This window comes from Embleya sp. NBC_00888 (assembly GCF_045207655.1).
In the GTDB taxonomy this organism is placed as follows: Bacteria; Actinomycetota; Actinomycetes; order Streptomycetales; family Streptomycetaceae; genus Embleya.
This window is the reverse complement of the sequence record NZ_CP108785.1, coordinates 4,657,931-4,684,877: the sequence shown is the minus strand read 5'-3', so window position 1 is coordinate 4,684,877 and position 26,947 is coordinate 4,657,931. Positions and strand designations below refer to the sequence as shown.

At 71.9% G+C, this 26,947-nt stretch carries 21 protein-coding genes and 1 pseudogene; 11 read left to right on the top strand and 11 right to left on the bottom strand.

Features of this window, described 5'->3' with window-relative positions; translation table 11 throughout:
• Positions 1-47: 47 nt before the first annotated feature.
• The 5 genes from OG948_RS54770 to OG948_RS54750 form a co-directional block, all read right to left on the bottom strand.
• Positions 48-2,846, bottom strand: a complete 2,799-nt coding sequence (locus OG948_RS54770) for an AAA family ATPase (protein WP_331772565.1) — start codon at positions 2,844-2,846, stop codon at positions 48-50.
• A 231-nt stretch (positions 2,847-3,077) separates the two neighbouring features.
• Complete coding sequence (locus tag OG948_RS54765; RefSeq protein ID WP_406300766.1) at positions 3,078-5,888, bottom strand: AAA family ATPase; 2,811 nt, start codon at positions 5,886-5,888, stop codon at positions 3,078-3,080.
• Between the two features lie 269 nt (positions 5,889-6,157).
• Positions 6,158-6,412, bottom strand: coding sequence for an alpha/beta fold hydrolase (locus OG948_RS54760; protein ID WP_331772563.1), 255 nt, complete (start codon positions 6,410-6,412; stop codon positions 6,158-6,160).
• 101 nt (positions 6,413-6,513) lie between these two features.
• Entirely contained in the window at positions 6,514-7,209 is a 696-nt protein-coding gene (locus tag OG948_RS54755) for an alpha/beta hydrolase (RefSeq protein WP_331772562.1), read from the bottom strand.
• 404 nt (positions 7,210-7,613) lie between these two features.
• Positions 7,614-8,585 carry a helix-turn-helix domain-containing protein gene (locus OG948_RS54750; protein ID WP_331772561.1) on the bottom strand — a complete coding sequence of 324 codons (972 nt, stop codon included), beginning with the start codon at positions 8,583-8,585 and terminating at the stop codon, positions 7,614-7,616.
• A 71-nt stretch (positions 8,586-8,656) separates the two neighbouring features.
• Here OG948_RS54750 and OG948_RS54745 point away from each other — a divergent pair, with 71 nt between their 5' ends.
• From OG948_RS54745 to OG948_RS54725, 5 genes are all read left to right on the top strand, one after another.
• Entirely contained in the window at positions 8,657-9,298 is a 642-nt protein-coding gene (locus OG948_RS54745; protein ID WP_331772560.1) for an HD domain-containing protein, read from the top strand.
• A 129-nt stretch (positions 9,299-9,427) separates the two neighbouring features.
• Positions 9,428-10,030 (top strand): DJ-1/PfpI family protein, encoded by a 603-nt coding sequence (locus OG948_RS54740; RefSeq protein ID WP_331772559.1) that lies wholly within the window; start codon positions 9,428-9,430, stop codon positions 10,028-10,030.
• A gap of 248 nt (positions 10,031-10,278) precedes the next feature.
• Positions 10,279-10,581 carry a hypothetical protein gene (locus OG948_RS54735; protein ID WP_331772558.1) on the top strand — a complete coding sequence of 101 codons (303 nt, stop codon included), beginning with the start codon at positions 10,279-10,281 and terminating at the stop codon, positions 10,579-10,581.
• 54 nt (positions 10,582-10,635) lie between these two features.
• Positions 10,636-10,917: a hypothetical protein gene (locus OG948_RS54730; protein WP_331772557.1), complete on the top strand. Its 282-nt coding sequence runs from the start codon at positions 10,636-10,638 to the stop codon at positions 10,915-10,917.
• 271 nt (positions 10,918-11,188) lie between these two features.
• The gene (locus tag OG948_RS54725) at positions 11,189-11,848 is read left to right on the top strand and encodes a DUF4232 domain-containing protein (RefSeq protein ID WP_331772556.1); all 660 of its coding nucleotides are present in this window, start codon (positions 11,189-11,191) and stop codon (positions 11,846-11,848) included.
• Between the two features lie 46 nt (positions 11,849-11,894).
• On the opposite strand, the gene OG948_RS54720 is transcribed toward OG948_RS54725, so the two are convergent.
• Both OG948_RS54720 and OG948_RS54715 read right to left on the bottom strand, forming a co-directional pair.
• On the bottom strand, positions 11,895-12,872 hold the full coding sequence (locus OG948_RS54720; RefSeq protein ID WP_331772555.1) for a hypothetical protein: 978 nt from the start codon (positions 12,870-12,872) through the stop codon (positions 11,895-11,897).
• 537 nt (positions 12,873-13,409) lie between these two features.
• Positions 13,410-14,144, bottom strand: a complete 735-nt coding sequence (locus OG948_RS54715; protein ID WP_331772554.1) for a dienelactone hydrolase family protein — start codon at positions 14,142-14,144, stop codon at positions 13,410-13,412.
• 109 nt (positions 14,145-14,253) lie between these two features.
• On the opposite strand from OG948_RS54715, the gene OG948_RS54710 reads away from it, so the two are divergent.
• Positions 14,254-14,736, top strand: a complete 483-nt coding sequence (locus OG948_RS54710) for a MarR family winged helix-turn-helix transcriptional regulator (RefSeq protein WP_331773614.1) — start codon at positions 14,254-14,256, stop codon at positions 14,734-14,736.
• Positions 14,737-14,913: 177 nt separating this feature from the next.
• Here the strand turns inward: OG948_RS54710 and OG948_RS54705 are convergent, their stop codons facing one another.
• Both OG948_RS54705 and OG948_RS54700 read right to left on the bottom strand, forming a co-directional pair.
• The gene (locus OG948_RS54705; RefSeq protein ID WP_331772553.1) at positions 14,914-16,737 is read right to left on the bottom strand and encodes an alkyl sulfatase dimerization domain-containing protein; all 1,824 of its coding nucleotides are present in this window, start codon (positions 16,735-16,737) and stop codon (positions 14,914-14,916) included.
• Positions 16,738-17,105: 368 nt separating this feature from the next.
• On the bottom strand, positions 17,106-17,564 hold the full coding sequence (locus OG948_RS54700) for a MerR family transcriptional regulator (RefSeq protein WP_331772552.1): 459 nt from the start codon (positions 17,562-17,564) through the stop codon (positions 17,106-17,108).
• Between the two features lie 290 nt (positions 17,565-17,854).
• Here OG948_RS54700 and OG948_RS54695 point away from each other — a divergent pair.
• Positions 17,855-18,499 (top strand): annotated as a pseudogene (locus OG948_RS54695) (SDR family NAD(P)-dependent oxidoreductase); the annotation flags it as partial.
• A gap of 102 nt (positions 18,500-18,601) precedes the next feature.
• Positions 18,602-18,955 (top strand): SgcJ/EcaC family oxidoreductase, encoded by a 354-nt coding sequence (locus OG948_RS54690; protein WP_331773613.1) that lies wholly within the window; start codon positions 18,602-18,604, stop codon positions 18,953-18,955.
• A 54-nt stretch (positions 18,956-19,009) separates the two neighbouring features.
• Here the strand turns inward: OG948_RS54690 and OG948_RS54685 are convergent, their stop codons facing one another.
• Positions 19,010-19,726 (bottom strand): hypothetical protein, encoded by a 717-nt coding sequence (locus OG948_RS54685; protein ID WP_331772551.1) that lies wholly within the window; start codon positions 19,724-19,726, stop codon positions 19,010-19,012.
• A gap of 366 nt (positions 19,727-20,092) precedes the next feature.
• Between OG948_RS54685 and OG948_RS54680 the strand changes: the two genes are divergently transcribed.
• From OG948_RS54680 to secD, 3 genes are all read left to right on the top strand, one after another.
• Positions 20,093-22,408, top strand: a complete 2,316-nt coding sequence (locus tag OG948_RS54680) for an Orn/Lys/Arg decarboxylase N-terminal domain-containing protein (RefSeq protein WP_331772550.1) — start codon at positions 20,093-20,095, stop codon at positions 22,406-22,408.
• Between the two features lie 173 nt (positions 22,409-22,581).
• Positions 22,582-23,082 carry a hypothetical protein gene (locus tag OG948_RS54675; RefSeq protein WP_331772549.1) on the top strand — a complete coding sequence of 167 codons (501 nt, stop codon included), beginning with the start codon at positions 22,582-22,584 and terminating at the stop codon, positions 23,080-23,082.
• Between the two features lie 53 nt (positions 23,083-23,135).
• Positions 23,136-25,469 carry a protein translocase subunit SecD gene (gene secD, locus OG948_RS54670; RefSeq protein ID WP_331772548.1) on the top strand — a complete coding sequence of 778 codons (2,334 nt, stop codon included), beginning with the start codon at positions 23,136-23,138 and terminating at the stop codon, positions 25,467-25,469.
• Between the two features lie 395 nt (positions 25,470-25,864).
• Here secD and OG948_RS54665 read toward each other — a convergent pair whose 3' ends face one another.
• Entirely contained in the window at positions 25,865-26,041 is a 177-nt protein-coding gene (locus OG948_RS54665) for a hypothetical protein (RefSeq protein WP_331772547.1), read from the bottom strand.
• Between the last annotated feature and the right edge of the window lie 906 nt (positions 26,042-26,947).

Genomic DNA, 26,947 nt, shown 5'->3' with positions numbered 1-26,947 from the left:
CTCCCGCGCGGTACCTCGCACGGTGTCCGCCGAGCGGAACGGCGTGTTCACGGTTCCTGAGGCTCGATGCGCGCCGGCTCGGCGGTCTTTCCCAGGGCGTCGCGGAGCGCGGCGCGAGAGGTGATGTCCAGCTTGGGGAAGACCTGGTAGAGATGGGTTCCGACGGTTCGCGGCGAGAGGTGCAGCCGTTGGGCGATCTGCTTGTTCGTCAAACCGGCGGCGGCGAGCCTGGCGATCTCGTATTGCTGCGGCGACAGACGGATGTCGGGCGACGCGCCGGCTTGGCCGGCCGCAAGGCCCGATGCTCGCAGTTCGCCGCGCGCGCGTTCGGCCCACGGCGCTGCGCCCAGCCGCGTGAACGTCGTGAGGGCGGCGTCGAGTTGTTCACGCGCCGCCTGGGTGGCCTTGGCGCGCCGGAGGCGTTCGCCGTAGAAGAGCCGGATGCGGGCCAGGTCGAACGGCCAGGTACCGGCGTCGGGGAGGGCCAGGGCCCGTTCGAACCGGGCCACGAACCGGTCGTCGTCGGCGACCATCGCTGCCGCGCCCCGGGTCACCAGCGCCGACCTGTCCGATATCGCGGGGACCCGGGCTCGGAGCAGCGCCGCCACGTGCGCCCGGGCTTCGGCGTGTCGACCGGAGAGAACGGCCGCCTCCACGAGGTCCGGGATCAGCCACAGGACAGGTGCCTGGTAGTGCGGAAGGACACCGGCGGGGCCGACCGAGGTCGCCTGTCGGAACGCCTGTTCGTATTCGCCGCGGGCGAGGGCCGCTCTCGTCCTGATCTCCGCGGCCAGGGTGAGGAGGAGTCGAACCCGCCTGGGTGCCGCGAAGCGCGTGATCTCGTCGGCGAGTTCCTCCGCGCGGTCGGTGTCCCCCCGCGTCGCAGCGAGCAGGGCCTGTCGGTGGAGGAAGGTCTGGGCGAGGAGGCGGTAGCCGTGTCGGTCGCTGAGCCGCAGGCCTTCCTCGCTGAGGTGGGCGAGCCGATCCCATTCCCCTGATTCGTAGCAGTGTCGGCTCAGCAGACTCATCGCGTGGATCGTCAGCGTGAGGTGTTCGCCTTCGCGGCCCTCCTCCAGCAGTCTCTGCAATGCCGGCCGGCAGTTCTTCAGGCGGCCGACGTGCTTGCCGGCCATGCCGATCCGGATCACCTCGACCGGGTCCGCGTCCGCGAGTCCGCCGACCGCGTCGTCGAGTCGGGCCAGGTCGGGGAGTGCGGCGTGTACCGGATCACCGAAGCAGCTCGTCATCAGCGACAACGATTCCGGAATGTGGAGAGTCGGGCTCAGCCGCGCCACGACCCGTTCGAGGGGTTCCCAGAGTTCCGCGCGGGCGCCGTAGAAGCCGACCCACACCAGCGTGTACAGGGCTTCCCGAAGGACGTCGTGCGCGGTGTCCGCCTGGTTCGGTTCGGCATCGACGGCCTTGATCAGCAGTCGGTACGCGGAATCGACGTCCCCGTTGCCGCTGAGCAGGAGGTGGTGGGCGGCCGCGAGCGCCGTCGTCAACGATGTCGCGTCGGCGTCGTCGGGCGTTCGGCACTCTTCCAGGAGCCGCGGCACGTCGAGCAGGTTCCCGGTCGTGTCCGTGCCGAGATAGGCGGCAGCGGCGGCCCTGCGGCTCCGATCGCGACCGTCCGGGCTGAGGGTTGCCGCCCGGGTGAGCGCGGCGACCGCCCCGGCGACGTCGCCGCGTCCGCGCGCCCGGCGGGCCAGTCGTTCCAAAAGGTCGGCGACGTGCTCGTCCCGCTCGACCGCCGCGTCCGCGAGATGCCAGGTGCGGCGTTCCTCGTCCCCGTCGATCCGCCGGGCCAGCGCCTCGTGGGCTCTGCGCTGCTCGCCGGCGGTGGACAACTCCACCACCGCCGAGCGGATCAACGGATGGCGGAAGGTCAGCCGCGTCCTCGCGCGATCGAGGTCGATCAGCCCGGCCTCCCGCGCGTCCCTCAGCGCCGTCGTCATCACGTGGTCCGGCAGCAGGGAGCACAGGGCCCGCAGGTCACCGGTGCCGTCCAGGACCGCCAACAGCAGCAGACGCAGGCCGGCCGGTGGGAGGTCGGCCACTCGTGCGGCGAAGATCGCCCGGAGGCGCCGGCCGAGGGGCAGCACGTGCGGCAGCGGCGCGGATCCCGACCGTTGGGCCGCGTCGAGGGCGGCCGGCAACTCTCGCAGACTCAGCGGGTTGCCGCGCGCCTCGGCCAGGAGGCGTCCGCGTACCGCCGGGGACAGGGCGGGAAATCGATCCGTGAGCAGCGCGACCGCCGATCGATGATCCAGCGGCCCGAGTTCGTGGACGCGCGTGGCGGCGGATCCGCGCCACGCGCCGTGATCGTTGCGTGTGGCGGTCAGCATCGCGATCCGGGTCCCGGCGAGATCGAGAGAGCGCAGCACCTCGGCACTGGCCTGGTCCAACACCGGAAGGTCGTCGATCGCCAGCAGGAGGGGGCGGGTTCGCGAGGCGTGCCGGAGCAGGGCCGTGGTGGCGCCGGTGACGGTGTGCCGCGCGGGCGCTCGTCCGGATGCGAATCCGAGGGCCACCGTGAGTGCGTCCCGGTGCCGGCCGGGGAGATCGGTCAACCGGTCGAGCAGCGGATGAAGGAGTTGATGGAGCCCGGCGAAGCGCAGGTCCCCTTCGAACTCCGCGCCGGCTGCCCGCAGTACCCGAACACCCGCGTCGACGGCCCGTGCCGCCCCGGCGTGCAGGAGCGCACTCTTGCCGACGCCCGCGTCTCCGATGACCGTCAGTACCCCGCCCTGGCTGTCGGCGGCGGCGTCGACGAAGGCGCCGATGACGGCGAGATCGTCGTCGCGGCCGTAGAGCGTCCGACCCGGGTCGCGTGGTGTGGCCATGCACATCCCCTTCTCGCGTGCTGCCGCCACGTTAGGTCCGTCCACGGCCCCGCCGATTGAGTCATATGGCGTGGATCGCCGGAGCGGACGTGAGGATCCGCGCCGGACGACGCGTTCGGCGGCGGTTCATCCCGTGGCGTCCCGGTTGTGCTCGGAGCCCTCACTGCGCGGGGGCTCGTGGTCGCTCGGGCAGCCCCCACCGCGCGGGAGGGTCCTGGTTGCTCGGAGCCTTCACTCCGCGGAGGGCTCCTGGTGGCTCAGGGCATCACGCAGTCCGGCCCTGGTGGTCACGCCGAGCTTGGGATAGATCTGATAGAGGTGGGTGCTGACCGTGCGTGGCGACACGAAGAGGCGCTCGGCGATCTGCTTGTTCGTCAGGCCCGCCGCCGCCATCATCGCTATCTCCCGCTGCTGCGGCGTCAACGCGGCGATGCCACCCGCCTGAAGCTTCCCCCGTACTCCACCGGCGGCCCGCAGTTCCTTGCCGGCCCGAGCGGCCCACGGGGTGGCGTCGAGCCGCCGGAAGGTGTCGAAGGCGTCGCCGAGATGTCTGCGCGCTTCGACCGTGGCTCGACCGTGGCGCAGGCGTTGCCCGTAGGAGAGCTGGACGCGGGCCTGTTCGAAGGGCCACCGTTCCACTCCGGCAACGGCGAGCGCCGCCTCGAAGTGCTCCGCGAACCGGCCGTCGGGTGACACCATGCCGGCGGCTCCCGCCGTGACGAGTGCCAGGCGCGGGGAGATGGCCGGGACGTCCAGGTCCCTCAGTGCGCCGACGTGTCGAGCGGCCTCGGTGCGCAAGCCGGCGCGTACCGCCGCCTCGACGAGATCCAGGGCGGTCCACAGGGTGTAGGGGACATAGGGCTGCAACTCTCCCGGCGCGGTGATCGCGGACGCATGGACAAATGCCTCCTGATACCTGCCGCGTCCCAGTGACGCGAGGGCCTCGATGCCGTGCCCGTACGCGAGGAGCAGCCCCACTCCCCGTGGCGCCGCCCAGCGCGTCATCGCCCCGGCCGCGGCTCGCGCGTGCTCGGTCCGCCCTCGCGCCGCCGCGATCAGCGCGTCCTGGTGGACGTACAGCCATCTCAGCAACGGGTAGCCGTGCAGCTCGCACAGGCGTATTCCTTCGTCGCACAACTCCAGTGCCTCGTCCCACTGGCCGGCGAACCAGTCGTCGTTGGCCAGGATGACCTGGGTCTGGATCTGCGAGGTGACGGCACCGCCGTGCCTGCCGTGGTCGACGACCGCCTGCACGGCTCCTCGGTACGCGCGTTGTCGATCCACGTAGGCACCGGCGATGGCGACCCGCGCCACCAGCGCCGGGTCGGACTCCCGGCTCGACTCGACGATCAGTTCGTCGAGTTCGTCGAGCACCGGCAGGGCCTGATGCGCGGGATCGCCGAAGGTCTTGGCGAGGACCGTCAGGTATCGCGGCGGCGGCGGTGCGAAGCGGGCGATCAGGCCGTCCATCGACTGCCACAGCTCCGCCCGGCCACCGAACACGCAGATGGCGATGAGAAACCACAGGGCTTCGATCAGGCCGTTGTCGCTGCCGTCCAGCACTTCGCGAACCGCGATGGCCCCGAAGAGCATGCGGTGCGCCGCGTTGACGTCGCCCTCGCCGTTGAGCAGGTACGCCGCCGCCGCGACCGCCGCGGCCAGCGCGTCGGCACCGCCCGGGTCGGCGTGCTGCGCTTCGGCCAACAGCCGCGGCACACTGCCGATGTCCCCGGTGATCTCCGCTCCGACGTACGCGGCGCGTGCCAGCCTGCGGCCACGATCCCGGCCGGCGGGAGTCAGGTCGGCCGCGCGCAGCAGGGCGGCGACCGCGCCGACCGCGTCGCCTCGGGACAGGTTCCGATCCGCCGTGTGCTCCAGCAGCACCGCGATGGACTCGTCCGGAGCCTCGGCGGCCTGGGCCAGGTGCCAGGCGCGGCGGTCGGGCTGGTCCGGCATCTGCGCGGCGATCGCCGCGTGCAGAGCACGGCGCTGCTCCTCGGTGGACATCGCGATGACCGCGGACCGCGTCAGCGGATGGCGGAACACCAGCCGACGCCGCTGACCGTCGACCCGGATCAACTGTGCGCGCTCCGCCGGCGCGAGGTCGTCGATGGCGTTCGCGCCGAATGCCGCGAGGAGGATGCCCAGGTCGCCGGTGGCGTCGAGGGCGGCGAGCAACAGGGCGCGCCTGGTCGCGGCCGGAAGCGGATCGACCCTGGCGGCGAACAGTTGCTCCAACCGCCGGCTCAACGGCAGCGTCGGACCCGTCCGCCGTTCATCGCGCCGCTCGGCCACGCGCACGGGCAACTCCAGCAGCGCCAGCGGATTCCCGGCGGCCTCGTCCAGCACCTGCCGGCGCGCTCTCGGCGGCAGTGCCGGGAAGCTCCGGTCGACCAGGTCGGCGGCGGCGGTCCGGCCGAGTGGCATCACCTCGACGGCCGCCAACCCACCGCCGTCGAAGAAACTCGACTCACCCGTACGGAAGGCGCCGAGAAACCCGATCCGGGTGCCGGCGAGCCGCCGCGCGACGAACGCCAACACCACCGCGCTCATCCGGTCCAGCCACGGGAGATCATCCACGATGACCAGCAGCGGGCCGTCACCTCCGGCCGACCCGAGCAGTGCCCGCACCGCGTTCGACACGGCCAGCCGGTCCGGCGGCGGCCCCTCGTCGAGCCCGAGCGCCGTCGCGAGTGTGCGACGCTGCTCCCGGCTCATCCCGTCGAGCCGCGGCAGGATCGGCGTCAACAGCCGAAGCAGGGCGGCGTACGCCAGATCCGATTCGACCTCGATGCCGTCGGTGCGGATGACGGGAACCCCGCTCGCGGCGGCCACCCGCTCGGCGGCGTCGAGCAGGACCGTCTTGCCGACGCCGGCTTCCCCGTAGAGCACGAGGGCATCCCCGTCACACGCGACGCGCAGCACGAACTCCTCGACGACCTTCAGTTCGTGCTCCCGGCCGATCAACCGGCCACCCGTTCCCGGCAAGAGGCCGTCCTGTGGTTCGCGCCCCGGGCCGGCAGCCCCATCGTCAGGTGTCACGGGCTGCACGGTACCTGTGGACCGTTCGGCACACCACGGGCGGAAGACGGGGCCCTCGCCTTGGTGACGAGGCGGGCACGAGGGGTCGATCGCCGTGCCCGGCGCACCGCGCGGCCCATGCGGCTGCCGGCCGAAGCCCACGTCCTGGCGGCTGCGACGTCGGCGGCCCCGCCGCCGCGGCACCGCGCGACGTGGACGCCTCCGGGCGCTTGCCCGGCCGTTGCCTGGGACTCCCCCGCGTCCAGGCGGTCGTGCCGAGGGGGCACCGGTCAGTCGGTGGCCTTGACGGCCTTCTCGATGAGGTCCGCGGTGGTCCGCGGGTGGCTCATCATGGGAACGCGCGAGGCGCCCTCGACCTCGACGACGTGAGAGTTCGCGCGCTTGTGGAAGAAGCGCTCCAGGTCCGGCGGGATCGCCTTGTCCTTGGTCGCGACCATGGCCCACGAGGGGATGGTGTGCCAGGCGGCTTGCCCGCTGACGTCGGTGAGGCCCTCGGTGGCGAAGGGCCGCTGGGTGGCCTGCATGAGCCGGGTGGTGGAGACAGGCAGGTCGGCCGACGGCGGCGCGGGTGCGCCGGGGCACAGCGTGCGCAGGGTGCACCGGGGGCGCAGGGTGCGCAGGGTCGCTATCCGGCGGAGAGCGCGTGGGCCGCCTGATTGATGACGGCCGCCACGGCCGCGGGGTTGGACACGTAGACGGCGTGGCTTCCGGGGGTCTCGGTGACGGCCGACCCGGCGCGTTCGGCCATGGCGCGCTGGGCGGGTGGCGGGATCATGCGGTCGTCGGCGGCGACCAGGTACCAGGAGGGCTTGCTCCGCCACGCCGGTTCGGACACCGTGCCGCCGAGGGCGTCGACGCCCCACGGCACCTGGGAGTCGGCCATGAACGCCGCGATCGCCTCGGGCAGGTCGGCGGCGAACGACTCGGCGAACTTGTCCCGGTCGAGGAACAGGACCCCATCCCTGGGCGGCAGGATCGGCGGGACGGGCGCACCGGGCGCCGGGTCGGCGGTCAGCGAGCCGACCGACTCACCCCGGTCGGGGGCGAACGCCGCGATGTAGGCGAGGCCCGCGACGTTCGGGTGGCCACCCGCCGCGGTGATGACCGCGCCGCCATAGGAGTGGCCGACCAGCACGGCCGGGCCGTCCAGACCGTCGAGGAGTTGGTGGGTCGCGGCCACGTCCCCGGCCAGCGACACGGTCGGGTTCTGCACCACGGCCACCCGGTAGCCGTCGGCGGTCAGGTGGTCGTAGACGCCCTGCCAGCCGGATCCGTCGACGAAGCCGCCATGGACCAGCACGATGTTCTTCACTTCGGTCACCGCATTGCCTCCTTCGCCCGGAACGCCGGCCCGGGCTCGATGGGGAGATGACCGGAACGCTAGAAGGCCGCCTCCCATCGCCGATTGCGGCACATGACGTATCCCGGTCGGCGGCTGCCACGACTACGTCATTCGACGGGTTGACCGGTTCGGCGTCGGCGGCTTCGCCATGCACTTCGCCAACGCCCACGAAGTCGCCCTCGGGGCTGCTGCTTCGTCGACTGCGACAAGACCGGGACCAAGACCGTCGACCACCGCACCGGCGCCCTGAACGGCGCGGCCCGCTACGCCGTCGACCCGGACAACACCCGGCGCCTGTGGACGCTTTCACAGAACCTGCTCAGCGCCGCCCGAGCTTGCTTCGTCCCCGGCAAGGTCGTTCTCGCCGGAGACGAAGAACAAGCTCAGAGCGGGCGGTCGCCGGTGTCGAAGGTGCCGCGGTAGGTGCTGGGCGGCACGCCGAGGCGGCGTTTGAACAGGATGCGCAGGTTGGCCGGGGTGCCGAGGCCGGATTGCCGGGCCACGGCGTCCATGGGCAGGTCGGATCCTTCGAGGAGTTCGCGGGCCCGGTCGATGCGGGCGTCGAGCAGCCACTGCATGGGCGGCAGGCCGGTCTCCGCGTGGAAGCGCCGGATCAGGGTGCGCCGGGACAGCCGGGCCCTTCGAGCCATCAGGTCGACGGTCAGCGGCTCGTCCAGGTGGCGTACCGCCCACGCGCGCACCTCGTCGAGGCCGCCGCCGCGCTCGGGCGGGGTGGGGTGGGCGATGAACTGTGCCTGGCCGCCCGCACGATGCGGGGCCGCGACGAGGGCGCGGGCGCGCTGATTGGCGACCGTGGCGCCGAGGTCGGCGCGGATGATGTGCAGGCACAGGTCGATGCCCGCCGCGACGCCGGCCGAGGTCAGCACGTCGCCCGCGTCGACGTAGAGCACCTGCGGTTCGAGGAGCACGGACGGATGGCGCCGGGCCAGTTCGGCGACACGTTGCCAGTGGGTGGTGGCGCGTCGTCCGTCCAGCAGTCCCGCGCCGGCGAGCAGGAACGCGCCGGTACAGATCGACACCATGCGGGTGCCGCGGGCGGCGGCCGCGGCGAGGGCCGTGCGCAGCGGCGGCGACGGGGGATCGGGTGGGACCAGGCCGGGCACGACGATCGTGTCCGCGTGCGCTAGGGCGTCCAGGCCGTGCTCGACGAGCAGCGCGGGCCCGCCGTGGACCGGGACGGGGCCGGGGTGCTCGGTGCACACGGTGACCGTGTACGGGCTGCCCGGCCAATCGCCGAACGCCTGGATCGGGATGCCGAAGTCGAGGGCCAGGACTCCGGGCTGGGCCAGCACGACGACCCGGTGCGGTCGGCCGGGCGGGGCTGTGGCGGGCATGGCACGATACTATCGAGATGTGGCAATCGTGCCACTCCCCTGATCGGCGACCCATTGCCTACGGTCGGGGTATGAACACAATCGCCGCCGTTCCCACCACACCGACGGCCCGCCGCGCGATCGAGTACGTCCGGGCCTGTGAATCGGCGCCGATCGCCGAACACAGCTTCCGCAGCTATCGATTCGCGGTTCTGCACGCCGCGCACGAAGGGCTGCGACCCGGCGCGGACTTCGACCCCGACCTGCTGTTCCTGGCCTGCGCGCTGCACGACCTCGGGACGTCGCCGCACGCCGAGGGCAGGCAACGATTCGAGGTCGAAGGGGCCGACCTGGCCGCGGCGTTCCTGACCGACAACGGGCTCGCGTCCGCCGACGTCGATCGGGTGTGGGAGGCGATCGCGCTGCACACCTCGGCGGGCATCGCCGAGCGCCGCGGCTCCCTGACGTACCTGACCCGCAAGGGCATCGCCATCGACTTCGGCGTCGACACCGAATGTGTCACCGACGCCCAGGCCCGGGCGATCCACGCCGAGCACCCTCGGCTGCGGATGGCCGAGAGTCTGGCCGAGGCGGTCGTCCGGCACGCCCGGCGCAGTCCGGAGAACGCGCCTCGCTACAGCCTCCCGGGCGAACTGCTCCGCGAGCGAGGGCGGGACGGGAGCGGGCGGACGCAGATGGAGGAGGCGGCGGCGAGTTCGCGGTGGGGGGTGTGAACGGGCCTGTCGGCTCCCGGTCTCGGTGCTGCGCGTCGCGGCGCCGCGGCGGGACACGATGCGCCGAACGACCGCGAGCGGAAATCCCCGGAACGGAATCCCCATGACCACGAACGAACGGGCGGTCCGATGACGACCTACGGTGTGCTGATCTTCGACGAGGCGGAGGAACTGGACTTCGCCGGGCCGTGGGAGGTGTTCGGTGCCTCCTCGTTGCTGCGCGGCGGGGCTGACAGCCTCGTGCTGATCGCCGAACACCTCGATCCGGTGCGGTGCAGCCGGGGCATGCGGGTGCTGCCGGACCACACCCTGGACGACCACCCGGACCTGGACGTACTGCTCGTCCCGGGCGGGCGCGGTGCGCGCGTGGTCCAGCCGGTCAACCCGGTCGTCACGACCTGGTTGTCCCGGACGGCGGCGCGGACCGACTGGGTCGCGGGCGTGTGCACCGGTACGTTCCTGCTGCACGCGGCGGGCCCGGCGCGCGGTCGGCGGGTGGCCACGCACCACGCCTACGAGGACGAATTGGAGGCACGCGGCGACGTCACGGTGGTGCGCGACGCGCGCTACGTCGTGGACGACACCCTGCTCACCAGCCAGGGCGTCTCGGCCGGCATCGACAGCGCCCTGTGGCTGGTCGGCCGGCTCCACGGCCGCGACCACGCCCGGGACGTACGCCGATACATCCAATACGACCCGGCACCGCCGTACCTGGCCGACGAGCCATTGTGACCACGGGCGTGACGCGACCCGGGGACGACGTCCATCTTCTTTCCCGGATGTTCAGCGGGCGGTCGGTTACGAGCGGCGTCGAGGGGCGCAAATTCATTGGTGGCAAGGCTGCTTCGGGTGGGACACGGGCGGCGGCGCCTTCGGGGGCAGCGATCTCTGCCCTCGGAGACACCCTCGCGGACATACGCCACGCGCCACGGTTCGCGGGAGCATGGCCTCGGCCCTCGTCGGCGTAGGAGGTCGGGCTCATGAGGCAGCGACAGGGCGAGCGGCCGGGCGCCGGCGCGCACGACCACGCCGGACGCGACGATCGCGAGAGGGCGCAGCACCGGCCGACGCGGCCCCTCTCCCCCGCGCCCCCGACCCCCGGCCGGCTCACTCCCGCCACCGCGCTCGCCTTCCAGGGCTCGATCGGCAACGCCGCCGTGACCCGGATGCTCCGCGCGGATCCCGCCTCGACCCCGCCGCTGCCCATCCAGCGCATGGACGGCGGCAACGGCGGCAACGGCGGCGCGGGACAGCCCCCGCAACAACCGCCCGCCGCGCAGTAGCCGACGCCCGAGCAGGTCAAGGCCGCGATCACCGCACTGGTCGACAACCCGCCCATGGTCAACTACGGCGCTCGCCGACAGGGCCGCGCGCATGGCGAGTTCTGGATGCGCTTCGCCCGCTCCAAGCAGGGCGAGGAGGCCGAGGAAACCCTGTCCGAGACCAGCGCCCTGCTCTTCGACAGCATGAAGGGTGCCCAGGAACAGGCCCGCGACGAGGACCCGGACAACGCGGCGGAGGACACCAACAACCGCGAAGTGACCATTCGCGCCGCAACCGGCGCGGCCCCCGAACAACCCATCGCCCTCGGCGAGATCGAGTTCTTCCGCCGCACCTGAGCCCCGACCGGCCCGACCGGGTCCAGCGCTTTCGCGGACCCTCCTCGCCCCGAGGAGAATCGCACCGATCGGGCGACGACCCGACGGTCTCGCGCCCTCTGCCCATGGCCGGTCGGCACGGCGAAGGGCTCACGCTCGACACCGTCGGCCCGGCCGTGCCCATGCGCCCGTGACCTTCGTGGCCGGCACGACCCGTTCGCGCCGGCCGCCGCGACTGCCGAGCCGTGGGTTCTCAAGATCCCGCTCCGGCGGAACATGTGATGATCGTCGGATGACAACGGGTCGGCGTGGACGGTGGGCGTGGGGTTACGGGCTGCTCATGGCCGCGGTCGTGGTGGGTGTGAACGGATGCGCGGACCAGCCGGGGTCGAGGACGCGCAACGCCGGCGGGACCGGATCGTCGTCCGGTCCGACACTCCCCGGGGGCGGCGGAACGTCATCCGCGCCCAAGGACCGCGACGCGTCGACGAAGTCGAACACCGAGGCCCCGCCCGTCGGTTGCCCGGAGTCCGGGCTTCGGATCACGGCGGAGGAACCCGAGGCGGCGATGGGGCTGCGCGCGATGGGTCTGACGATGGTCAACTGCGGCGATACGACCCGCACCGTGACCGGATATCCCGCCATTCGGGTCCTGGGTGCCGACGAGACCGAACTCGACGTCGCGATCGAGCCGGGGGCTGCCTCGATCGCGACCATCGACACGCTCCGGGCCGAGCCGCGACCGGTGACGCTGCGTCCCGGCGAGCGGGCGATCTCCGGGGTGGCGTGGCGCAACACCGTCACGAGCGCGGCGGGGGCCGATCCGAGCGGGCACGAGCTCGACGTCGCGCCGCTGCCGGGGCAGGACCGGCAGCGGATACCGATCCCGGGTGGGATCGACCTCGGCGACACGCGACGCCTGGGCGTCGGCCCCTGGCGCACCCCCGGTTGACCGGTGGGACCCTGCCCCGCCTACTCTCCCGTGGCGAACAGGCGCGCTACGGGTGAAGGGAGTCGCCCGCGTCGAAGTCGCCGGGCGAGGCGACGAAGTCGATCCGTACCGCCACCGGCGCGCCCGTGACGTCGAGATCCAGAAACAGCGGGAAGAACCCGTCCCCCCGACTCGTCATCGCGCACAGGATCCTGGCCCCGTCGACCTCCACCGTTCCGGCCTCGACGTCGGAGGCGCGGACCTGGCGCATCACCTGCCAGTGGTGGGAGTGCGGCCGGAAGTCCACGGCCAACCCGCACCCCGTGTCCTGTTTCCAATCCAGCAGGGCGCGTGCCTTGTCGATCGCGTCCGGCAGGGCCAGGTCCGTCCACCCCCGAGCGTGGTCCTCACCGGGCGTGCCGAGTGCGGGCGCGTGGAACTCCGCGGCGGCCCGATCCGCGTCCGCGCCCCAGAAGGCCACGTCGGCCAAGCCGTCGACCGGATCGTCGTGTTGCCAGGCACCGAGCGCGTCGACGTCACCGAAGAGCACCCGGGCCCAATCCACCCCGATCAGGCCCAACGGCCTGGTCGAGACCACCGGCGCGTCCGAGATCCGGACCGTCATCCGTGCCCAGCCGTCCTGGGCCTCGTCGCCGGCGTCGACCCGCGACGCCACCACCGGCAGACGACGATCACGCGGGAGCCCGCCCACGGCGACCACGGGGACGCCGTGCGCCAGGAACGACCCCCCACCGTCGGCGACGACCCGGCCCACCCGTCGTACGTGCGACTCACGCGCGGGCAGGGCCTCCAGGCGCGCGTCCCATCCCCCGCTCCGGCAGTGTTCCTCGAACGAGGCCCGCAGACGCACGACACCCGAGCCCGGGATGTCGTAGACCATCACCCCCGGCTGCCGATCGAAGGTGCGGGCCGCGGCCTCGGCGTCCGGGCCCACCACGGCGAAGTCCACGGCGGCGGCGATGTCGGCGGCCACCGCCGGATCGTCGATCCCCACCACCCCGGGTCGAGTTCGGCGGGTGAACATTCTCCGCTCCACAATCCGAGATAGCCGCCGTCGATCACCACCAGCGTCCCGGACGGGCAACTGATCTCGCCCAACTCGAAGGTCGTTTCCATGCGGCGGGAGTCTACGGTCGGGCACGGACACCGCCCGGCCTGCTCGGATCTGCACGGCGGGCGGACGCCGGTGCTGGTCGGGTCCGGGACTCACAAGGGCCCCGCCCGGCATCCGCCGTGCCCCTCGACGCTGTTCGTGCGAACCTCACGCACTTCCCTCGGCGCGGCCGGTGAGCACGAGCAGATCGGCGGCGAACCGTTCGAGAGCGCGCGCCCCCACGCCGTCGTCCCACCGCATCGAGGTGCCCGCAACCCGCCGCGCGGAAGGCCGAGTTCACTTGTCTCGCCGAGTTCACTTGTCTCGGGGAGGCGGGTACGCGGTCGCCGGGTCGTGCGCGAACGACCGAATGCCGAGGACTCGACCGGCGCGTCCGCGTTGCGGTCGGTGCGGGGGTGCCGTGGGCTGCGGAGCCGCGCGCCTCGGGTTCGATGCCGGGCCGGAGGCTCAGCCGTTACCCAGGGTGCTTCCCAGGAGGGGGAGCAGGCGGTCCCAGTGGAGCCGCATCGCGGCGGGATCGAACGCGTCGGTGTCGGCCATGGTGAAGCCGTGGACGGTGCCGGGGTAGATCTCGGAGGTGTGGTCGACACCCGCCGCGTCCAGGGCCTGGTTGAGCTCGCCCAGGCCCTCGGGCGTCAGGTCGGATTCGGCATGGCCGAAGTGGACCCGGGCGGTGAGCTCGGCGAAGCTGTCGGGCCCGTCGGCACCCACGGGGCCGTGGAATCCGGCGACGGCGGCCACCCGGCCGGGGTGCGCCGCGGCGGTGCGTATCGCCAGGAGGCCGCCGATGCAGTAGCCGGTCACGGCGACCGGTCCGGCGCCGACCTCGGGTTGGGCGGTGAGGAACCCGAGGTAGGCGTCGGCGTCGCTCAGGACACGTTCGGCGGTGTGCGCCTGGATCAAGGGCATCAACCGGGCGAAGATCGCGGGCCGGACCTCTTCCCCGATGTACTCGGGAAGTTCGACCACCGGGGCCGGGCCGTGCCGGTAGAAGAGGTTGGGGACGAGCACGTAGTACCCGTGCCCGGCCAGTTCGCGGGCGATCTCCCGCAGCACGGGCCGGATGCCGAAGCCGTCCGCGTACATCAGCACCCCCGGGTGCCGCCCGCCACCTTCGGGGAAGGCGGCGAATGCGTCGGCCCGGCCGTCCGCGGTGGGGATCTGCGCTGTCTTGATGGGCAAGGTCGTCCTTCCTTGGAGTTCGCTCCATTAACGTTAGTCGCACTATCGTTTTGAGCGTGAGCGAACCTATACCGTTAGTTGGACTAATGCAACGAGTAGCATGGGCGCCATGATCAGCGCCGAATCCGCAGACCTGCCCGACGGCGGCGGGCTCAAGACACCCGACCGGCTGCGCCGGCGGGCGAGTCGGCTCCTGTCGCAGCTCGGCGTGCCGTCGGACCGGCTGATCACCGAGGGACTGGCCCGGGTCGACGCCCGCAAGTGGCACTATGCCGTGCTTGCCTCGCTACAGGACTACGGGCCGGGCAGCCAGGCGGAGTTGAGCACGCGCTCCGGCATCTACCGCAGCGACATGGTCGGCGTGCTCAACGAACTGGCCGAGCGTGACCTCGTCGAGCGCGCACCGGACCCCGACGACCGGCGCCGCAACATCATCACCATCTCCGCCCGGGGCCGCCGCCACCTACGCCTCCTCGACCAGGTCCTGGACGACCTGCAGGACGACCTGCTCGCCCCGCTGAGTCCGACCGAACGCGACCAGTTCGTCCGGTTGCTCACCCGCCTGCTGGACCACCACACCCGCGACGCCTAGAGCACGACCCGCGACCCCGCGCGGAGGCCACATCTCGAACTCTCCCGACGGGGGCGCACGCCGGACCGCGATCGCCGGCACGTCGTATGCGATCGCACGGGTGGGACGCCGCGCGGTGGCACACCGCACCACGGGTGAGCCATGCCCCCGCGCCGACGGTCCGGTCCTGCCACAGCGTCAGGGGGTGACGACGGGAAATGCCTTGTCGGGTTCGGTGACGTAGGAGAACAGCCGCTCGAGCAGCGCCGGGTCGCCGTCGGTGTGGACGCCGTCGAGCGGCTTGCCGGCGAGGATGCCCAGGAGTTGCGGCTTGGTCAGGGTCAGCGTCAGCCCGGCGGAAGTCTTCGGCGCGCGGTCGAGGGGCGTGTCGCGGTGGGTCAGGGCGCCGTTGTGCAGGGTCAGGCGGTGGCGCCGTTGTTCGTCGGTGACGGCGAGGTCGACGACCAGGTCGTCGTCCCAGGCCTTGGGGCCGTCGATGCGGATGGCGATGGTGTCGATGAGCATGCCGGTGGTGAGCGCCATGGCCATCTCGGGATTGTTCAGGTCGACCAGGTTGAACACGACACCGCGCCGCAGTTCCTGGGCGGCGGTGAGGAAGAAGTTGCGCCAGGTGGCGTTCTCGGCGCCGCGGCCGAGCGTGTCGTAGACCCCGGCCAGGGTGTGCTTGGCGTCGCCGTCGGACGGATCGGCGAAGACGATGTGGTTGAGCAGCGTGACCGCGAACCGCAGGTCGCCCGCCTCGACGTAGCCGCGGGCCTTGGCGAGGGCTTCGGCGGCACCGCCGGCGACCTCGACGTACCGCTTGGCGATCTCGACCGGCGGGTGCTCCCACAGGTGGGCCGGGTTGCCGTCGAACCAGCCCAGGTAGCGCTGGTAGATCGCCTTGACGTTGTGGCTGACCGAACCGTAATAGCCGCGCGCGTGCCAGGAGTTCTCCAGCGCCGGGGGCAACCGGATCTCCTCGGCGATCTCGGGGCCGGTCAGCCCCTCGTTCATCATGCGCAGCGTCTGGTCGTGCAGGTACGCGTACAGGTCGCGTTGCGTGCTCAGGAACGCGACCACGTCGTCGTGGCCCCAGGTGGGCCAGTGGTGGGAGGCGAACGCGACGTCGTAGCGGCCGTCGAAGTACTCGATGGCCTCGTCGAGGTAGTGCGCCCAGATCCGCGCGTCGCGCACCACCGCGCCGCGCAGGGTCAGGATGTTGTGGAGGTTGTGGGTGGCGTTCTCCGCCATGCACAGCGCACGCCGGTCGGGGAAGAGGAAGTTCATCTCCGCCGGCGCCTCGGTGCCCGGAGTCGTCTGGAAGACGATCCGCACCCCGTCGACGGTCTCCTCCTGGCCCGTGTGGGTGATGTCCATCGTCGGCGGGACGAGGGTGATGGTGCCGGTGGAGGTGGCGGTGCCCAGTCCGGTGCCGATCTGCCCCTCGGGGCCGACCGGCAGCGCGGTGCCGTACATGAACCCGCCGCGACGTCCCATCGCGCCGCCGGCGTAGACGTTCTCGCTGACCGCGTGCTCCAGGAAGCCCTCCGGCGCCAGAATCGGCACGCCCTCCTCGGTGCCGTGCGGCAGGATGCCGCGCGAGCCGCCGAAGTGGTCGCCGTGCGAGTGGGTGTAGATCATGCCGGTCACCGGTCGGTCGCCGCGGTGCTCGCGGTACAGCGCCAGGGCCGCGGCGGCGGTCTCCGCGGAGATCAGCGGGTCGATGACGACGATCCCACGGTCGCCTTCCACGATCGTCATGTTCGAGATGTCCAGGGACCGGACCTGGTAGATGCCCTCGGTGACCTCGAACAGGCCCTGCTTGGCGCATAGCTGCGCCTGGCGCCACAGGCTCGGGTTCGCGGTGTGGGGACAGTCGCCCTCGAGGAAGCCGTACGCGTCGTTGTCGTACACCACCCGCCCGTCCGCGGACTTGACCACCCCCGGCACGAGCGCCGCGATGAACCCCCGCCCGGCGTTCTCGAAGTCGGTCGTGTCCTCGAAGGGGAGGGTGCCCATACCGCGCTCCAATTGTCTTGAAAATCCCATTCGTCAGTTTTCCATCCCAGCATCGCGCCCCACCGCCCGCACATCGGTCGCGGCGCGCCGTCGCGCCCGACTCGCCCGCGACCGCGCGCCTCCAGCGCACGGCGCGCCGGCCGGATGCGCCGGCCGCCGTTTCCCCGCGGCCGTTTCGGGGGACCCGTAGGCCCTGTCCGGCGGCCGACCGGCGACATGAACGTGGTGGGTCGAGCTCGCCGTCGCGGTGATGTTCCTGCTCCTGGCGGTCAAGCAGTGGCACGGACGCCCCAAGGGCGAGGCCGAACCGGGCCTGCCGGATTGCCCGACACGCCCTCGGCGCCGCCCTCGGACCCACCCACCGAGTGCTACGGGCTGTGGGGACGAGCGAACCCGGCCCGGTGGCTCGGATCGTCCCGGGCCTCCGACCGATGCGCGGTGGTGACCTCGCCCCGAGACCGCCGGCGGCCTCGGGGCCGGGAATCGGTGAGGAGGGCGTCGAGCGCGTCCCGGGACGCCTCCAACGCCGCCATCGACGCACTGATCCGCGCACGCTGTCGGTTGAGCTGCTCAACCAATCCCGGACAGCCCGACGGGACGGGGTGTCCGCCGTCGTCGTGGACACAGTGCAGGACACGGCCTATCACCGCGGTCGGCAGGCCGGCCGCCAAGAGCAGGCGGATATGGCGCACCGCGGCGACGTCGGAGGCCGCGTACTCCCGGAAGCCGTTCGCCGACCGCAGCGGCCGCAGCAAGCCCTGTTCCTCGTAGTAGCGCAGCAACCTGCGACTCACACCGGCCTCTTCGGCCAGATCCCCGATACGCATGAGACTCCCCCGACGCTGTCGATGACGCCACAACGCCCGCCCTCGCCATCGGGCGTCGCGGACGACGGGGAAACCGCCCGAAGTGCTCGCCGATTCCCGACCGCGCCGCCTCGACTCGGTCCGAGTCCGCGCGCGTCCGACGCCCAAGGGCCCCGGGACGCATACGGGGTGGGCGATCGGCACGCGGCGCGTCGATCCGGCGTACGACTTGACCTTCACATCGGTGTGACGATCTAACGTCCCGCGCTACGAACCCCCGCGAGGGCGAGGGAAGACGAAGGGAGACGGCAATGCCGGGAGTGATCATCATCGGGGCGGGGCCGGGGATCGGTGCGGCCGTCGCGCGAAGGTTCGCGGCCGAGGGGATGCCGATCGCGCTCGTCGCGCGCACGCAAGCGTCGCTGGACACGGTCGCCGCGTCGATCGCCGGCCACGACGTGTCCGTGACGCGGCTGTCGGCGGACAGCGCGGACGAGAGCGCGCTGCGTGCGGCACTCGACGCGGCGATCGACGCCATGGGGGCGCCCGATGTGATCGTCTACAACGCCGCGATCGTCCGCTCGGACACACCCGGGCAACTCACGACGCTCGAACACGGCCGCACCTGGGCGGTCAACGTCCTCGGCGCGCTGACCGCCGCCTCCCACACCGCCTCCGCCCTCGCCGAACGCGGCGGTACCTTCATCGTCACCGGCGGCATGCCCGAACCCAAGGCCGACTACGTCAGTCTCTCCCTCGGCAAGGCCGGGCTGCGGGCCCTGGTCACGATGCTGGACCAGACATACGGCCCCGACGGCGTACACGTCGCCGCCGTCACCGTCGCCGGACCGGTCGCCCCCGGCACCGACTTCGACCCCGACGACATCGCCGAACACTATTGGCGGCTGCACCGCCAACCGCGGTCCGCGTGGCAGCGCGAGGTCGTCCACGACGGACGCACCGGCACGGACCGACGCGTCGGCGACGATCCGGCCGGAGGAACCGCCACCCCACCCGACACCGACCGCGACGCGCCCGCACAGGTCGTTGCCAACTGGCTGGACCGCTTCCGCACCGCCTTCGACGCGCACCGCGTCGGCGACGTCACCGACCTGTTCCATCCGCAAGCCCTGTTCCAAGGCATCGACACCGAACCGGCCTCCGGCCGAGAGGCCATCGGTGCCTACTACACGGCCGTCGCCCCCGGGACCACGGCGACGACACGGCTCCTGCACGCGCGCCGACTGGGCGACCGGACCGTGACGGCCCTGGCCGACGTGGACTTCTCCCTACCCACCGGGGAGGCGGTCCCGGTGCGCGTGTCCATCGTCGTCCACCGCGACTCCGACGGCTGGACCGCGCGGCACTACCACGCGGCCCGGCGGGTCACGCCGGAATCACATCCTTCCTGACCCAGGCGCCCCCGTCCGTCCTCGGACGCGAAGTCGGTCCACCCGGAGCCGTCGTCACGCTGCGCTCCTCGGAGCCTCCGGCTCGCATCCGGCCCGGACGATGGCGCTGCATCGGGCAACCAGCGGCGCGACCGCGTCGGGATCGGTCCGGGGCTTGGGGAAGCGCGTGATGGCCAACCCGACACAGGCAAAAGGCAGCGGCCACACGCCCAGCGTGCAAAAACCCGCCACGGCCCACGACAGCCGGCCGCCGACCCCGCAGGCCACCGCGATCGCCCAGGCCGTCAACCCGGGGAACAGCGCCGCCGACACCATGGCCAGGCGCAGCATGCGCCTGTGCCGGCCGCCGTGCGTCGGCGGGAGACGCGCCGGCAGCGGTGGCGCGTGCTCACGCAGCACGGCCTGGAAAGCATCGCTGCGGTCGATCTCCTCGAAGGTGAGCCCCTCGTGGAAGTCTTCGACAAGCAACGCGTAGAGGGCGACCTGCACGGGATCGTCGGTCGGCTTGCGATGTCGGTCCAAGGCCCGGACGACGCGTCGCCGCGAGACGAAGACCAGACCCGCCTCGCGGAGCCCGCCGACGGCAAGCTCGCGCGCCGACACCTCGGGAACCGCGAACTCGGCGGCCTGGTAGAGGTTGATCGGCAGCGCCGCAGCCGCCTTCGCCGCAGCGAACTCCGCAGGCGAGGCAGGCCGCTTGGACAACGACCCCAGCACGAGGTAACCCGCCACCAATCCCACGGGCACCAGCAGCGCAAGATCGTTGTTCATGTACCCCCACCCCCGTCCGCGGCAAGCATCTCAACCCGCCGATGCCCGGTCAGAGGGAGCTCCCTCCGGCCGGGCGCAGCGCGGCGGCGCGGGTGCGGTTCCTCCGGCGCTGGAGCAGATCGAACGCGAGAGCTGCCCGTCGGCCGCCCGCCGCTTCCCACTGTGCACGCCAGGGGGTCGTTCCTGGACCGGGGTCCGTGTCGCAGACACACCGACTCGGCCCGAAATCCGCGCCGGATCCTCCGCGCACCCACCCGTTTAGGCCATCCGGGTTGTCATCGGCAAACAACCACTTCTTCGGCAATCGGGCGTCCGATCGTGGAGGAGGACGGCCGACGGGTCGTCCGGGGGCGGGAAGGAGTACGAATGTCTCCTGGAACGGTTGTGTTCGCGATATCCGAGGCGGTCGACGGCGACGGTGTCCAAGCCGAGCAACTACGCCGCATCCGAGCCGTACTTCAGGCCGATGGCTTCGATGTGCGGTGGACGACCCGGGCGCGGGACGCGGCGGGCGTCCTGCGGTCCGACCCCCGTGTGGTGGCGGCCGTGATCGATTGGGAACTCGAAGCGGCGGACGCCCATTCGGACGCGGCCGCCGTATTGCGCGCGGTCGCCGAGCGTTTTCGGAACCTGCCGACGTTTCTGGTTCTCGACCACCACGATCCGGCGGAACTGCCGTTGTTCGTCGCGGAGACCGTGGTCGGCTACGTGTGGTTGTCGGAGGACACGCCCGGCTTCGTCGCGGGCCGGATCGCCCACGCCGCCCGCACGTATCGGGACGCGCTGCTCCCGCCGTTCTTCGCGGCGTTGCGTCGGTTCGACGACTCGTTCGAGTACTCGTGGCACACCCCGGCCCACGCGGGCGGGGTGGCGTTTCTGAAGTCCCCGATCGGCAGCGTGTTCCACGAATACTTCGGCGAGCAGCTCTTTCGCAGTGATCTGTCCGTGTCGGTCGCCGAGTTGGGATCGCTGTTCGAGCACACCGGGCCGATCGGCGCGGCGGAGCGCAACGCGGCGCGGGTGTTCGGCGCGGATCGCACCTACTTCGTGCTCGGTGGCGACTCGGCCGCCGACCGCCTCGTGGGTCATGCCTCGATCGGGCTCGACGAGATCGCGTTGATCGATCGCAACTGCCACAAGTCGGTCCTGCACGGCCTGGTGATGTCCGGGGCGCGGCCGGTGTATCTGGTCCCGCCCCGCAACGGCTACGGACTCGCCGGCCCGGTCCCACCGAGCGCGCTGACCCCACAGGCGCTGCGGGCCCGGATCGCGGATCACCCGTTGACGACGGACGCCGTCTCGCCCGTGCCGGTGTACTCCGTGTTGACCAACTCGACCTACGACGGCCTGTGTTACGACGCGGTACGAGCGGCCGGCGCACTCGGGCAGAGCGTCGCGCGGGTGCACTTCGACGAGGCGTGGTTCGCGTACGCGCGCTTTCACCCGCTGTACGCGCATCGCTTCGGGATGGCGGTGGGCCCGGAGACATTGCCCGGGCCGGAGCGGCCGACGGTCTTCTCGACCCAGTCCACGCACAAACTGCTGGCCGCGCTGTCGCTGAGCGCGATGGTGCATGTGCGGGACACCCCTCGGGCGCCGGTGGCCCACGACCGGTTCAACGAGGCGTACATGATGCACGGTTCGACCTCGCCGCTCTACCCGATGATCGCCTCGCTCGACGTGGCCACCGCGATGATGGACGGCCCACAGGGTCGCTGCCTGATCGACGAGGCGGTGACCGAGGCGGTGCGCTTTCGCCGGGCGATGGTGCACCTGGGCCGCAGAATCGCCACTGCCGGGGACCGCCCCGCCTGGTTCTTCGGAGTGTGGCAGCCCGAGGAGGTGGTCGACCCGGCCACCGGCGAGGCCGTGCCGTTCGCGGACGCCCCACCGGACCTGCTGCGCACCGATCCCTCCTGCTGGCAACTCGCCCCCGGTGCCGCGTGGCACGGCTTCCCGGACCTGGACGAGGGCTGGTGCCTGCTGGATCCGGTGAAGGTGACCATCACCTGCCCGGGCACCACGGCCGGCGGCACGATGACCGACTGGGGCATCCCCGCTCGAGTCCTGACCGCCTACCTGGAGACCCGGCGCGTCATGGTCGAGAAGACCGACACCTACAGCACGCTGATCCTGTTCTCCCTGGGCATCACCAAGGGCAAGTGGGGCACGCTGCTCGACGCGCTCACCGACTTCAAGGCCCGATACGACGAAGGCGCGTCCCTGGCGGAGGTGCTGCCCGAGATCGTGGCCGCACATCCGCACCGCTACCGGGACCTGACGCTGCGCGACCTGTGCACGTCGATGCACGAACACCTGCGTGACGCGGGCCTGGTCGGGCTTCTCGACGACGCCTTCCGCATCCTGCCCCGGGCCGCCGCTCCGCCACAGGCGTCCTTCCGCCGGCTCATGCGGGGCGACACCGAACGCGTCCCGCTCACCGCCGCTGCCGAGCGCGTCGCCGCGGCGATGGTGTGCGTCACCCCGCCCGGCATCCCGGTTCTGCTGCCGGGCGAGGAAATCGGCGCGGCCGACGGCCCGTTGTTGCGCTACCTGCGCGCCCTGGAAGCCTTCGACCGAAGCTTCCCCGCCTTCGGCAGCGAAACCCACGGCGTGACCATCGACCACGACGGCGGCTACCTGATCGAGGTCGCGGGCCGCACCCAACCCTCGAAGCAATGAACACCCGCCCGGTTGCCGGCCTGGGCGTCGCCCAGGCCACGGTCTCACCGTAGGCGTCCCTCCGGCGGTGGGAATCGCATGCCGGGAACCCCGGACGGCCGGCCGGGCGTTGCGTCTGTGAACCGGATCGTGCCCACATCGGCGTGGGAACGGCGCAGACCCAGGAGGGCGCGATGACCCGGCGACACGTCGCCGTCAGTCGTCGCCTCGTCGGCTCCGGGGCCACGCGCCGCCGCCGCGCGGCTCCCCGCACTCGCCGGGGTTTCCGGCGCGGCGGATGGATCCGGGTGCTGGTCGCGGTCGTCCTCGCGTTGCTCGGCGCGGTGGCCTCCCCCGCGTCCGCGCGCGCGGTCGCACCACCCGATCTCGACCACGTCTCGGTCTCCGCGCACACCACCGCCGATCCCGGGCACGTGCGCGACATCGCCGACGAGGCGACCCGCGACGTGCGACGCGGCCCGCCGGCACCGTTCGCCGCCCGCGAGTTGCCCAACGAGCGGCACCACCTCCACCACTCCCACGACGCGGCGCTCGTGGGAGACGTTCTCGCGCTCCTGTCCCCCGCAGGGCGTCGAACCGGCGCGCCGGCCGCCGACGCCGACCCTTCGCCGCGCCGTTTCGCGCTCCCGACGGGTCGCGCTCCACCGTCTCCCCGGGCTCCAGACCGTCCCTGAGTCCGATCGCCGCGCGCCGACCACCGGCCGCGGTGTGTCCGTGGAGACCATCCTTGTCACGTGCCACCAAGGTGCGGGCGTTCTTCGCCCTCGCCATCCTCGTCGTGTCCACCTACATCGCCGCGACCGTGCCGCCGCGCCTCGGCCTCGACCTGCGCGGCGGCACCCAGATCGTCCTGGAGACCCGGGACTCGCCCACCGCGAAGGCCGACCGCGACGCCACCGATCGAGCCCTGGAGGTGCTGCGTCGTCGAGTCGACGCGCTCGGCGTCTCCGAACCAAACCTGGTCCGCTCGGGCGACCGACGGATCATCGTCGAACTACCCGGTGTGCAGGAGCCGCGCCGGGCCGCCGAGGTGCTCGGCCGAACCGCGCAACTCACCTTTCATCCCGTTCTCGAGGTCGCCGACGCGACGGAAGCCACGACCTCACCCGACGCCGGCGGGCGACGGATACTGCCGGACGAGTCCGGCCGGATGCTGAGGCTGGACGCCGCACGGATGACCGGAGCCGACGTCGACAGGGCCGAGGCCGTCCTGGAGCCGGCCGGCGGCGGCTGGCACGTCACGCTCGACCTGCGCGGCCGGGGCGAACGGGCCTGGGCCGAGCTGACCGGGGACGCCGCGTGCGCGCCTGCGGGCACACCCGCGCGGCGCGTGGCGATCGCCCTGGACGGCAAGGTCGTCTCGTCGCCCCAGGTCGACCCGTCGGTGGACTGCGACACCGGAATCCTCGGCGGATCCACCCGCATCACCGGCGACTTCGACAAACGCGAGGCCCGCGAGTTGGCGCTGCTGATCAACGGCGGCGCGCTGCCGGTGCCGGTCGAGACGGTCGAACACCGCACCGTGGGACCCACGCTGGGCGAACAGGCCATCGAGGCCGGCATGTGGGCCGCGATCATCGGCGCCGCGCTGACCGCGCTGTTCATCGCGTGCGTGTACCGCCTGCTGGGCATACTCGCCGCAGTGGCCCTGGCCGGCTACGGGCTGATCGCGTACGCCGCCCTGGTCGGCCTGGGCGCCACCCTCACATTGCCCGGACTCGCCGGATTCGTCCTGGCCGTCGGCATGGCGGTCGACGCCAACGTGCTGGTGTTCGAACGGGCCCGCGAGGAGTACCTCGCGCGAACCGCACCGGCCCTGCGTCCATCACTCACCCGAGGCTTTCGCAACGCGTTCGGTGCCGTCGCCGACTCGAACGTCACCACCCTGATCGCGGCCGGTCTGCTGTTCTTCCTGGCCACCGGGCCGGTGCGCGGATTCGGGGTGACGCTGGGCATCGGCGTGCTCGCGTCGATGGTCAGCGCGCTGGTGGTCACCCGGGTCCTGGCCGAGTTCGCCGTGAGCCGGGCGGCGGTACGACGCCGGCCGCGGATCAGCGGCATCGCGCACGCGGGCCCGGTGCGCGCGTGGCCGGCCCGACGCGATCCGCACCTCATGCGGCACCGCCGGCGCATGCTCGCCGTCTCCGGCGTGCTGGCGCTGGGCCTGGCGGTGTCCGGCGTGGCGGTACGCGGCGTCGACTTCGGCGTGGAGTTCACCGGCGGCCGGCTCGTGGAGTACTCGACCACCGAGTCGGTCGATCCGGACCGGGCCCGGTCCGCACTCGCCGACGCCGGGTTCCCCAAGGCCGTCGTGCAGGCCTCGGGCGATCGCGAACTCACCGTACGCACGGGAAAGCCGACCGATGCCGAGGAGGCGCGGATCACCGCGACGGTCGGCGAACTCGGCCGCGGAGCGGAGAAGGTGCGCGACGAGTTCATCGGTCCGAGCCTGGGCAAGGAATTGCGGCTCAAGGCCGTGATCGCCCTCGGAGTCGCGCTCGCCGCCCAACTGGCATACCTCGCGGTGCGGTTCCGCTGGACCTTCGGGGTGGCCGCGGTCGTCTCCATGGCGCACGACGTGCTGATCCTGGTGGGCGCCTTCGCGTGGCTGGGGCGCACCGTCGACGCGGTGTTCCTGGCCGCGCTGCTCACCGTGATCGGCTACTCGGTCAACGACTCCGTCGTCGTCTTCGACCGAATCCGCGAACTGCGCCGCACCCCCGCGCACGGCAAGCACTCGCTCGCCCGGATCACCGACACGGCGGTGTTCCAGACCCTGCCACGCACCGTCAACACCGGTTCCGGCGCGTTGTTCGTCCTGGTCGCGCTGGCGGTGTTGGGCGGCGACGCACTGGCCGACTTCGCGCTGGCGTTGCTGATCGGCGTATTGGCCGGCACCGGCTCCACGGTGAGCGTCGCCGCGCCTCTGGCCGTCGTGTTGGAGTCGCGCGCGACCCCTTCGCCGCCACGCGCGGCCCGATCCCGAATCACGCCCGACCACCACGGCCACGGCGCCCGCCGTCCCGGCCGCGCGCCCCGCGACAACGGCGCACGCGTCTGATCCCACCCACCGACGCACCGACGGATCCCGTGAACAGGCCCGGACCTTCCCGCCGGACCGGTTCGTTCGCCGACGAGAACCTCGGCCGCTTCACCCCCGACAACAGTCCGCCCGCCCCGCTCCACCACGGGCACCGCCATCGTGCACGGGCCGAGAGCAACGGTAGAGCTCTCGGCCGACGCGCGGAGCACAGCCGCGAGACCGGCGCGGCACCACGGCACCGACCCATCGACACCGCTCAGCCGTCGACGACTACCCGGATGTGAAGAGGCTTCGAGACTGCCCTCTACTGCACCGGACCTTCCCACAACCCGACCGCCCCGACGTCGCGACAAGGCCACTTCAACGAGTACGCCCGGCCCGAGCGTGCCGTCGAACATCGAGTGGGCCGCCACTCACCGGGGCAGCCCCAGGCGGCGCGCGCAATCCGGACAGCGTCTCTTCGCGCTCAGCGCGGTGTTGCCCGCCGTGGCTTGCGCCGACTGCTGTTCGCCCAGACGGTCCCACTGCCCCGGGGCCGGGTCGGGGATCCATCCCCACCCCGCGTCCTCGGGGGATGCCACGTAGTGCACGCAGGCACCGGGAACATGGGCGTACCCCCGGGGCGAGATCAGGATCCTTTCCGGGGTGGAGTTCCCCGACGCGCGTGGAACGGGAAGCGTCTCCTCGGCCCTTGGTGCGTCGCCTCCTCCTGGAGGGCAGTCACACCCTTGTACGACGATCGGTTCGCATCTGTCGCAATGCCTCGCAGCCATGGCGCCCATGATGGTCCTCGCCCGATGGCACGTGTTCGGCTTCCGACGCGAGTTCACCCGGTCGTGTCGCGGCCTGCCCTGCCCTCGGGGCGGATGGGCGCCGCCCGCGGCAGGGCCGGGGGGAGGCGACTTGCGAGGGCGCCGGTTTCGTCGCCGCCGGCATCGCGTCGGCCGGCCCGGCGCACGCCCCGGGCGGGCGACGTCGTTTAACCGCGGGTGTCCTCCGGTACTGGTACTTCCGCCACCGCCGCCGACTCCGGACCGGATTGCGGCGTATTCCATTTCCCGATCCGAGCGGAGATGCGCCGCGTGGAGGCGGACATGCCTACCTGTGCCATTTCCTCCGAATTCGGGATTCGGAATTCGAGATTCCGGTTGACTCGAACCTCAGATGTTGCTCAAGTGCGATTCACAGGCCGCATTCGTCGCCGGTAGCTTCGCTGCTGAGCCGCAGGGCTGATCATCGGGATGTCCTGTGGGTGTCTACCCGCGATCCCCACTGATCGTTTCCCTGCACAAATGGCGCACCGGCGGTCGAAGTACAGGAATTCCGACAGCAGCCGAGTCCATGGGCAAACGACCGGGTGGTCCCGACCTCGTTGTCGAAAGGACACCAATTATGGCAGCCGGCATATCTGGCAAAAATCCGAAGCGCCGATCCGTCAAAGGGACCCGGATCGCAGCCGGCCTCGTCCTGGCCGTGGCCGGGGTCCAGGTGTTGGA

What these genes read in the sequence shown, in the direction of transcription:
- OG948_RS54700 (WP_331772552.1), bottom strand. Translation starts at nt 17,564, where the DNA reads ATGCGTATCGGGGATCTGGCCGAAGAGGCCGGTGTGAGTCGCAGGTTG.
- OG948_RS54680 (WP_331772550.1), top strand. Translation starts at nt 20,093, where the DNA reads ATGTCTCCTGGAACGGTTGTGTTCGCGATATCCGAGGCGGTCGACGGC.
- OG948_RS54740 (WP_331772559.1), top strand. Translation starts at nt 9,428, where the DNA reads ATGACGACCTACGGTGTGCTGATCTTCGACGAGGCGGAGGAACTGGAC.
- OG948_RS54770 (WP_331772565.1), bottom strand. Translation starts at nt 2,846, where the DNA reads ATGGCCACACCACGCGACCCGGGTCGGACGCTCTACGGCCGCGACGAC.
- OG948_RS54705 (WP_331772553.1), bottom strand. Translation starts at nt 16,737, where the DNA reads ATGGGCACCCTCCCCTTCGAGGACACGACCGACTTCGAGAACGCCGGG.
- OG948_RS54710 (WP_331773614.1), top strand. Translation starts at nt 14,254, where the DNA reads ATGATCAGCGCCGAATCCGCAGACCTGCCCGACGGCGGCGGGCTCAAG.
- OG948_RS54720 (WP_331772555.1), bottom strand. Translation starts at nt 12,872, where the DNA reads ATGTTCACCCGCCGAACTCGACCCGGGGTGGTGGGGATCGACGATCCG.
- OG948_RS54760 (WP_331772563.1), bottom strand. Translation starts at nt 6,412, where the DNA reads ATGCAGGCCACCCAGCGGCCCTTCGCCACCGAGGGCCTCACCGACGTC.
- OG948_RS54725 (WP_331772556.1), top strand. Translation starts at nt 11,189, where the DNA reads ATGACAACGGGTCGGCGTGGACGGTGGGCGTGGGGTTACGGGCTGCTC.
- OG948_RS54750 (WP_331772561.1), bottom strand. Translation starts at nt 8,585, where the DNA reads ATGCCCGCCACAGCCCCGCCCGGCCGACCGCACCGGGTCGTCGTGCTG.
- OG948_RS54675 (WP_331772549.1), top strand. Translation starts at nt 22,582, where the DNA reads ATGACCCGGCGACACGTCGCCGTCAGTCGTCGCCTCGTCGGCTCCGGG.
- OG948_RS54745 (WP_331772560.1), top strand. Translation starts at nt 8,657, where the DNA reads ATGAACACAATCGCCGCCGTTCCCACCACACCGACGGCCCGCCGCGCG.
- OG948_RS54730 (WP_331772557.1), top strand. Translation starts at nt 10,636, where the DNA reads ATGGTCAACTACGGCGCTCGCCGACAGGGCCGCGCGCATGGCGAGTTC.
- OG948_RS54685 (WP_331772551.1), bottom strand. Translation starts at nt 19,726, where the DNA reads ATGAACAACGATCTTGCGCTGCTGGTGCCCGTGGGATTGGTGGCGGGT.
- OG948_RS54735 (WP_331772558.1), top strand. Translation starts at nt 10,279, where the DNA reads ATGAGGCAGCGACAGGGCGAGCGGCCGGGCGCCGGCGCGCACGACCAC.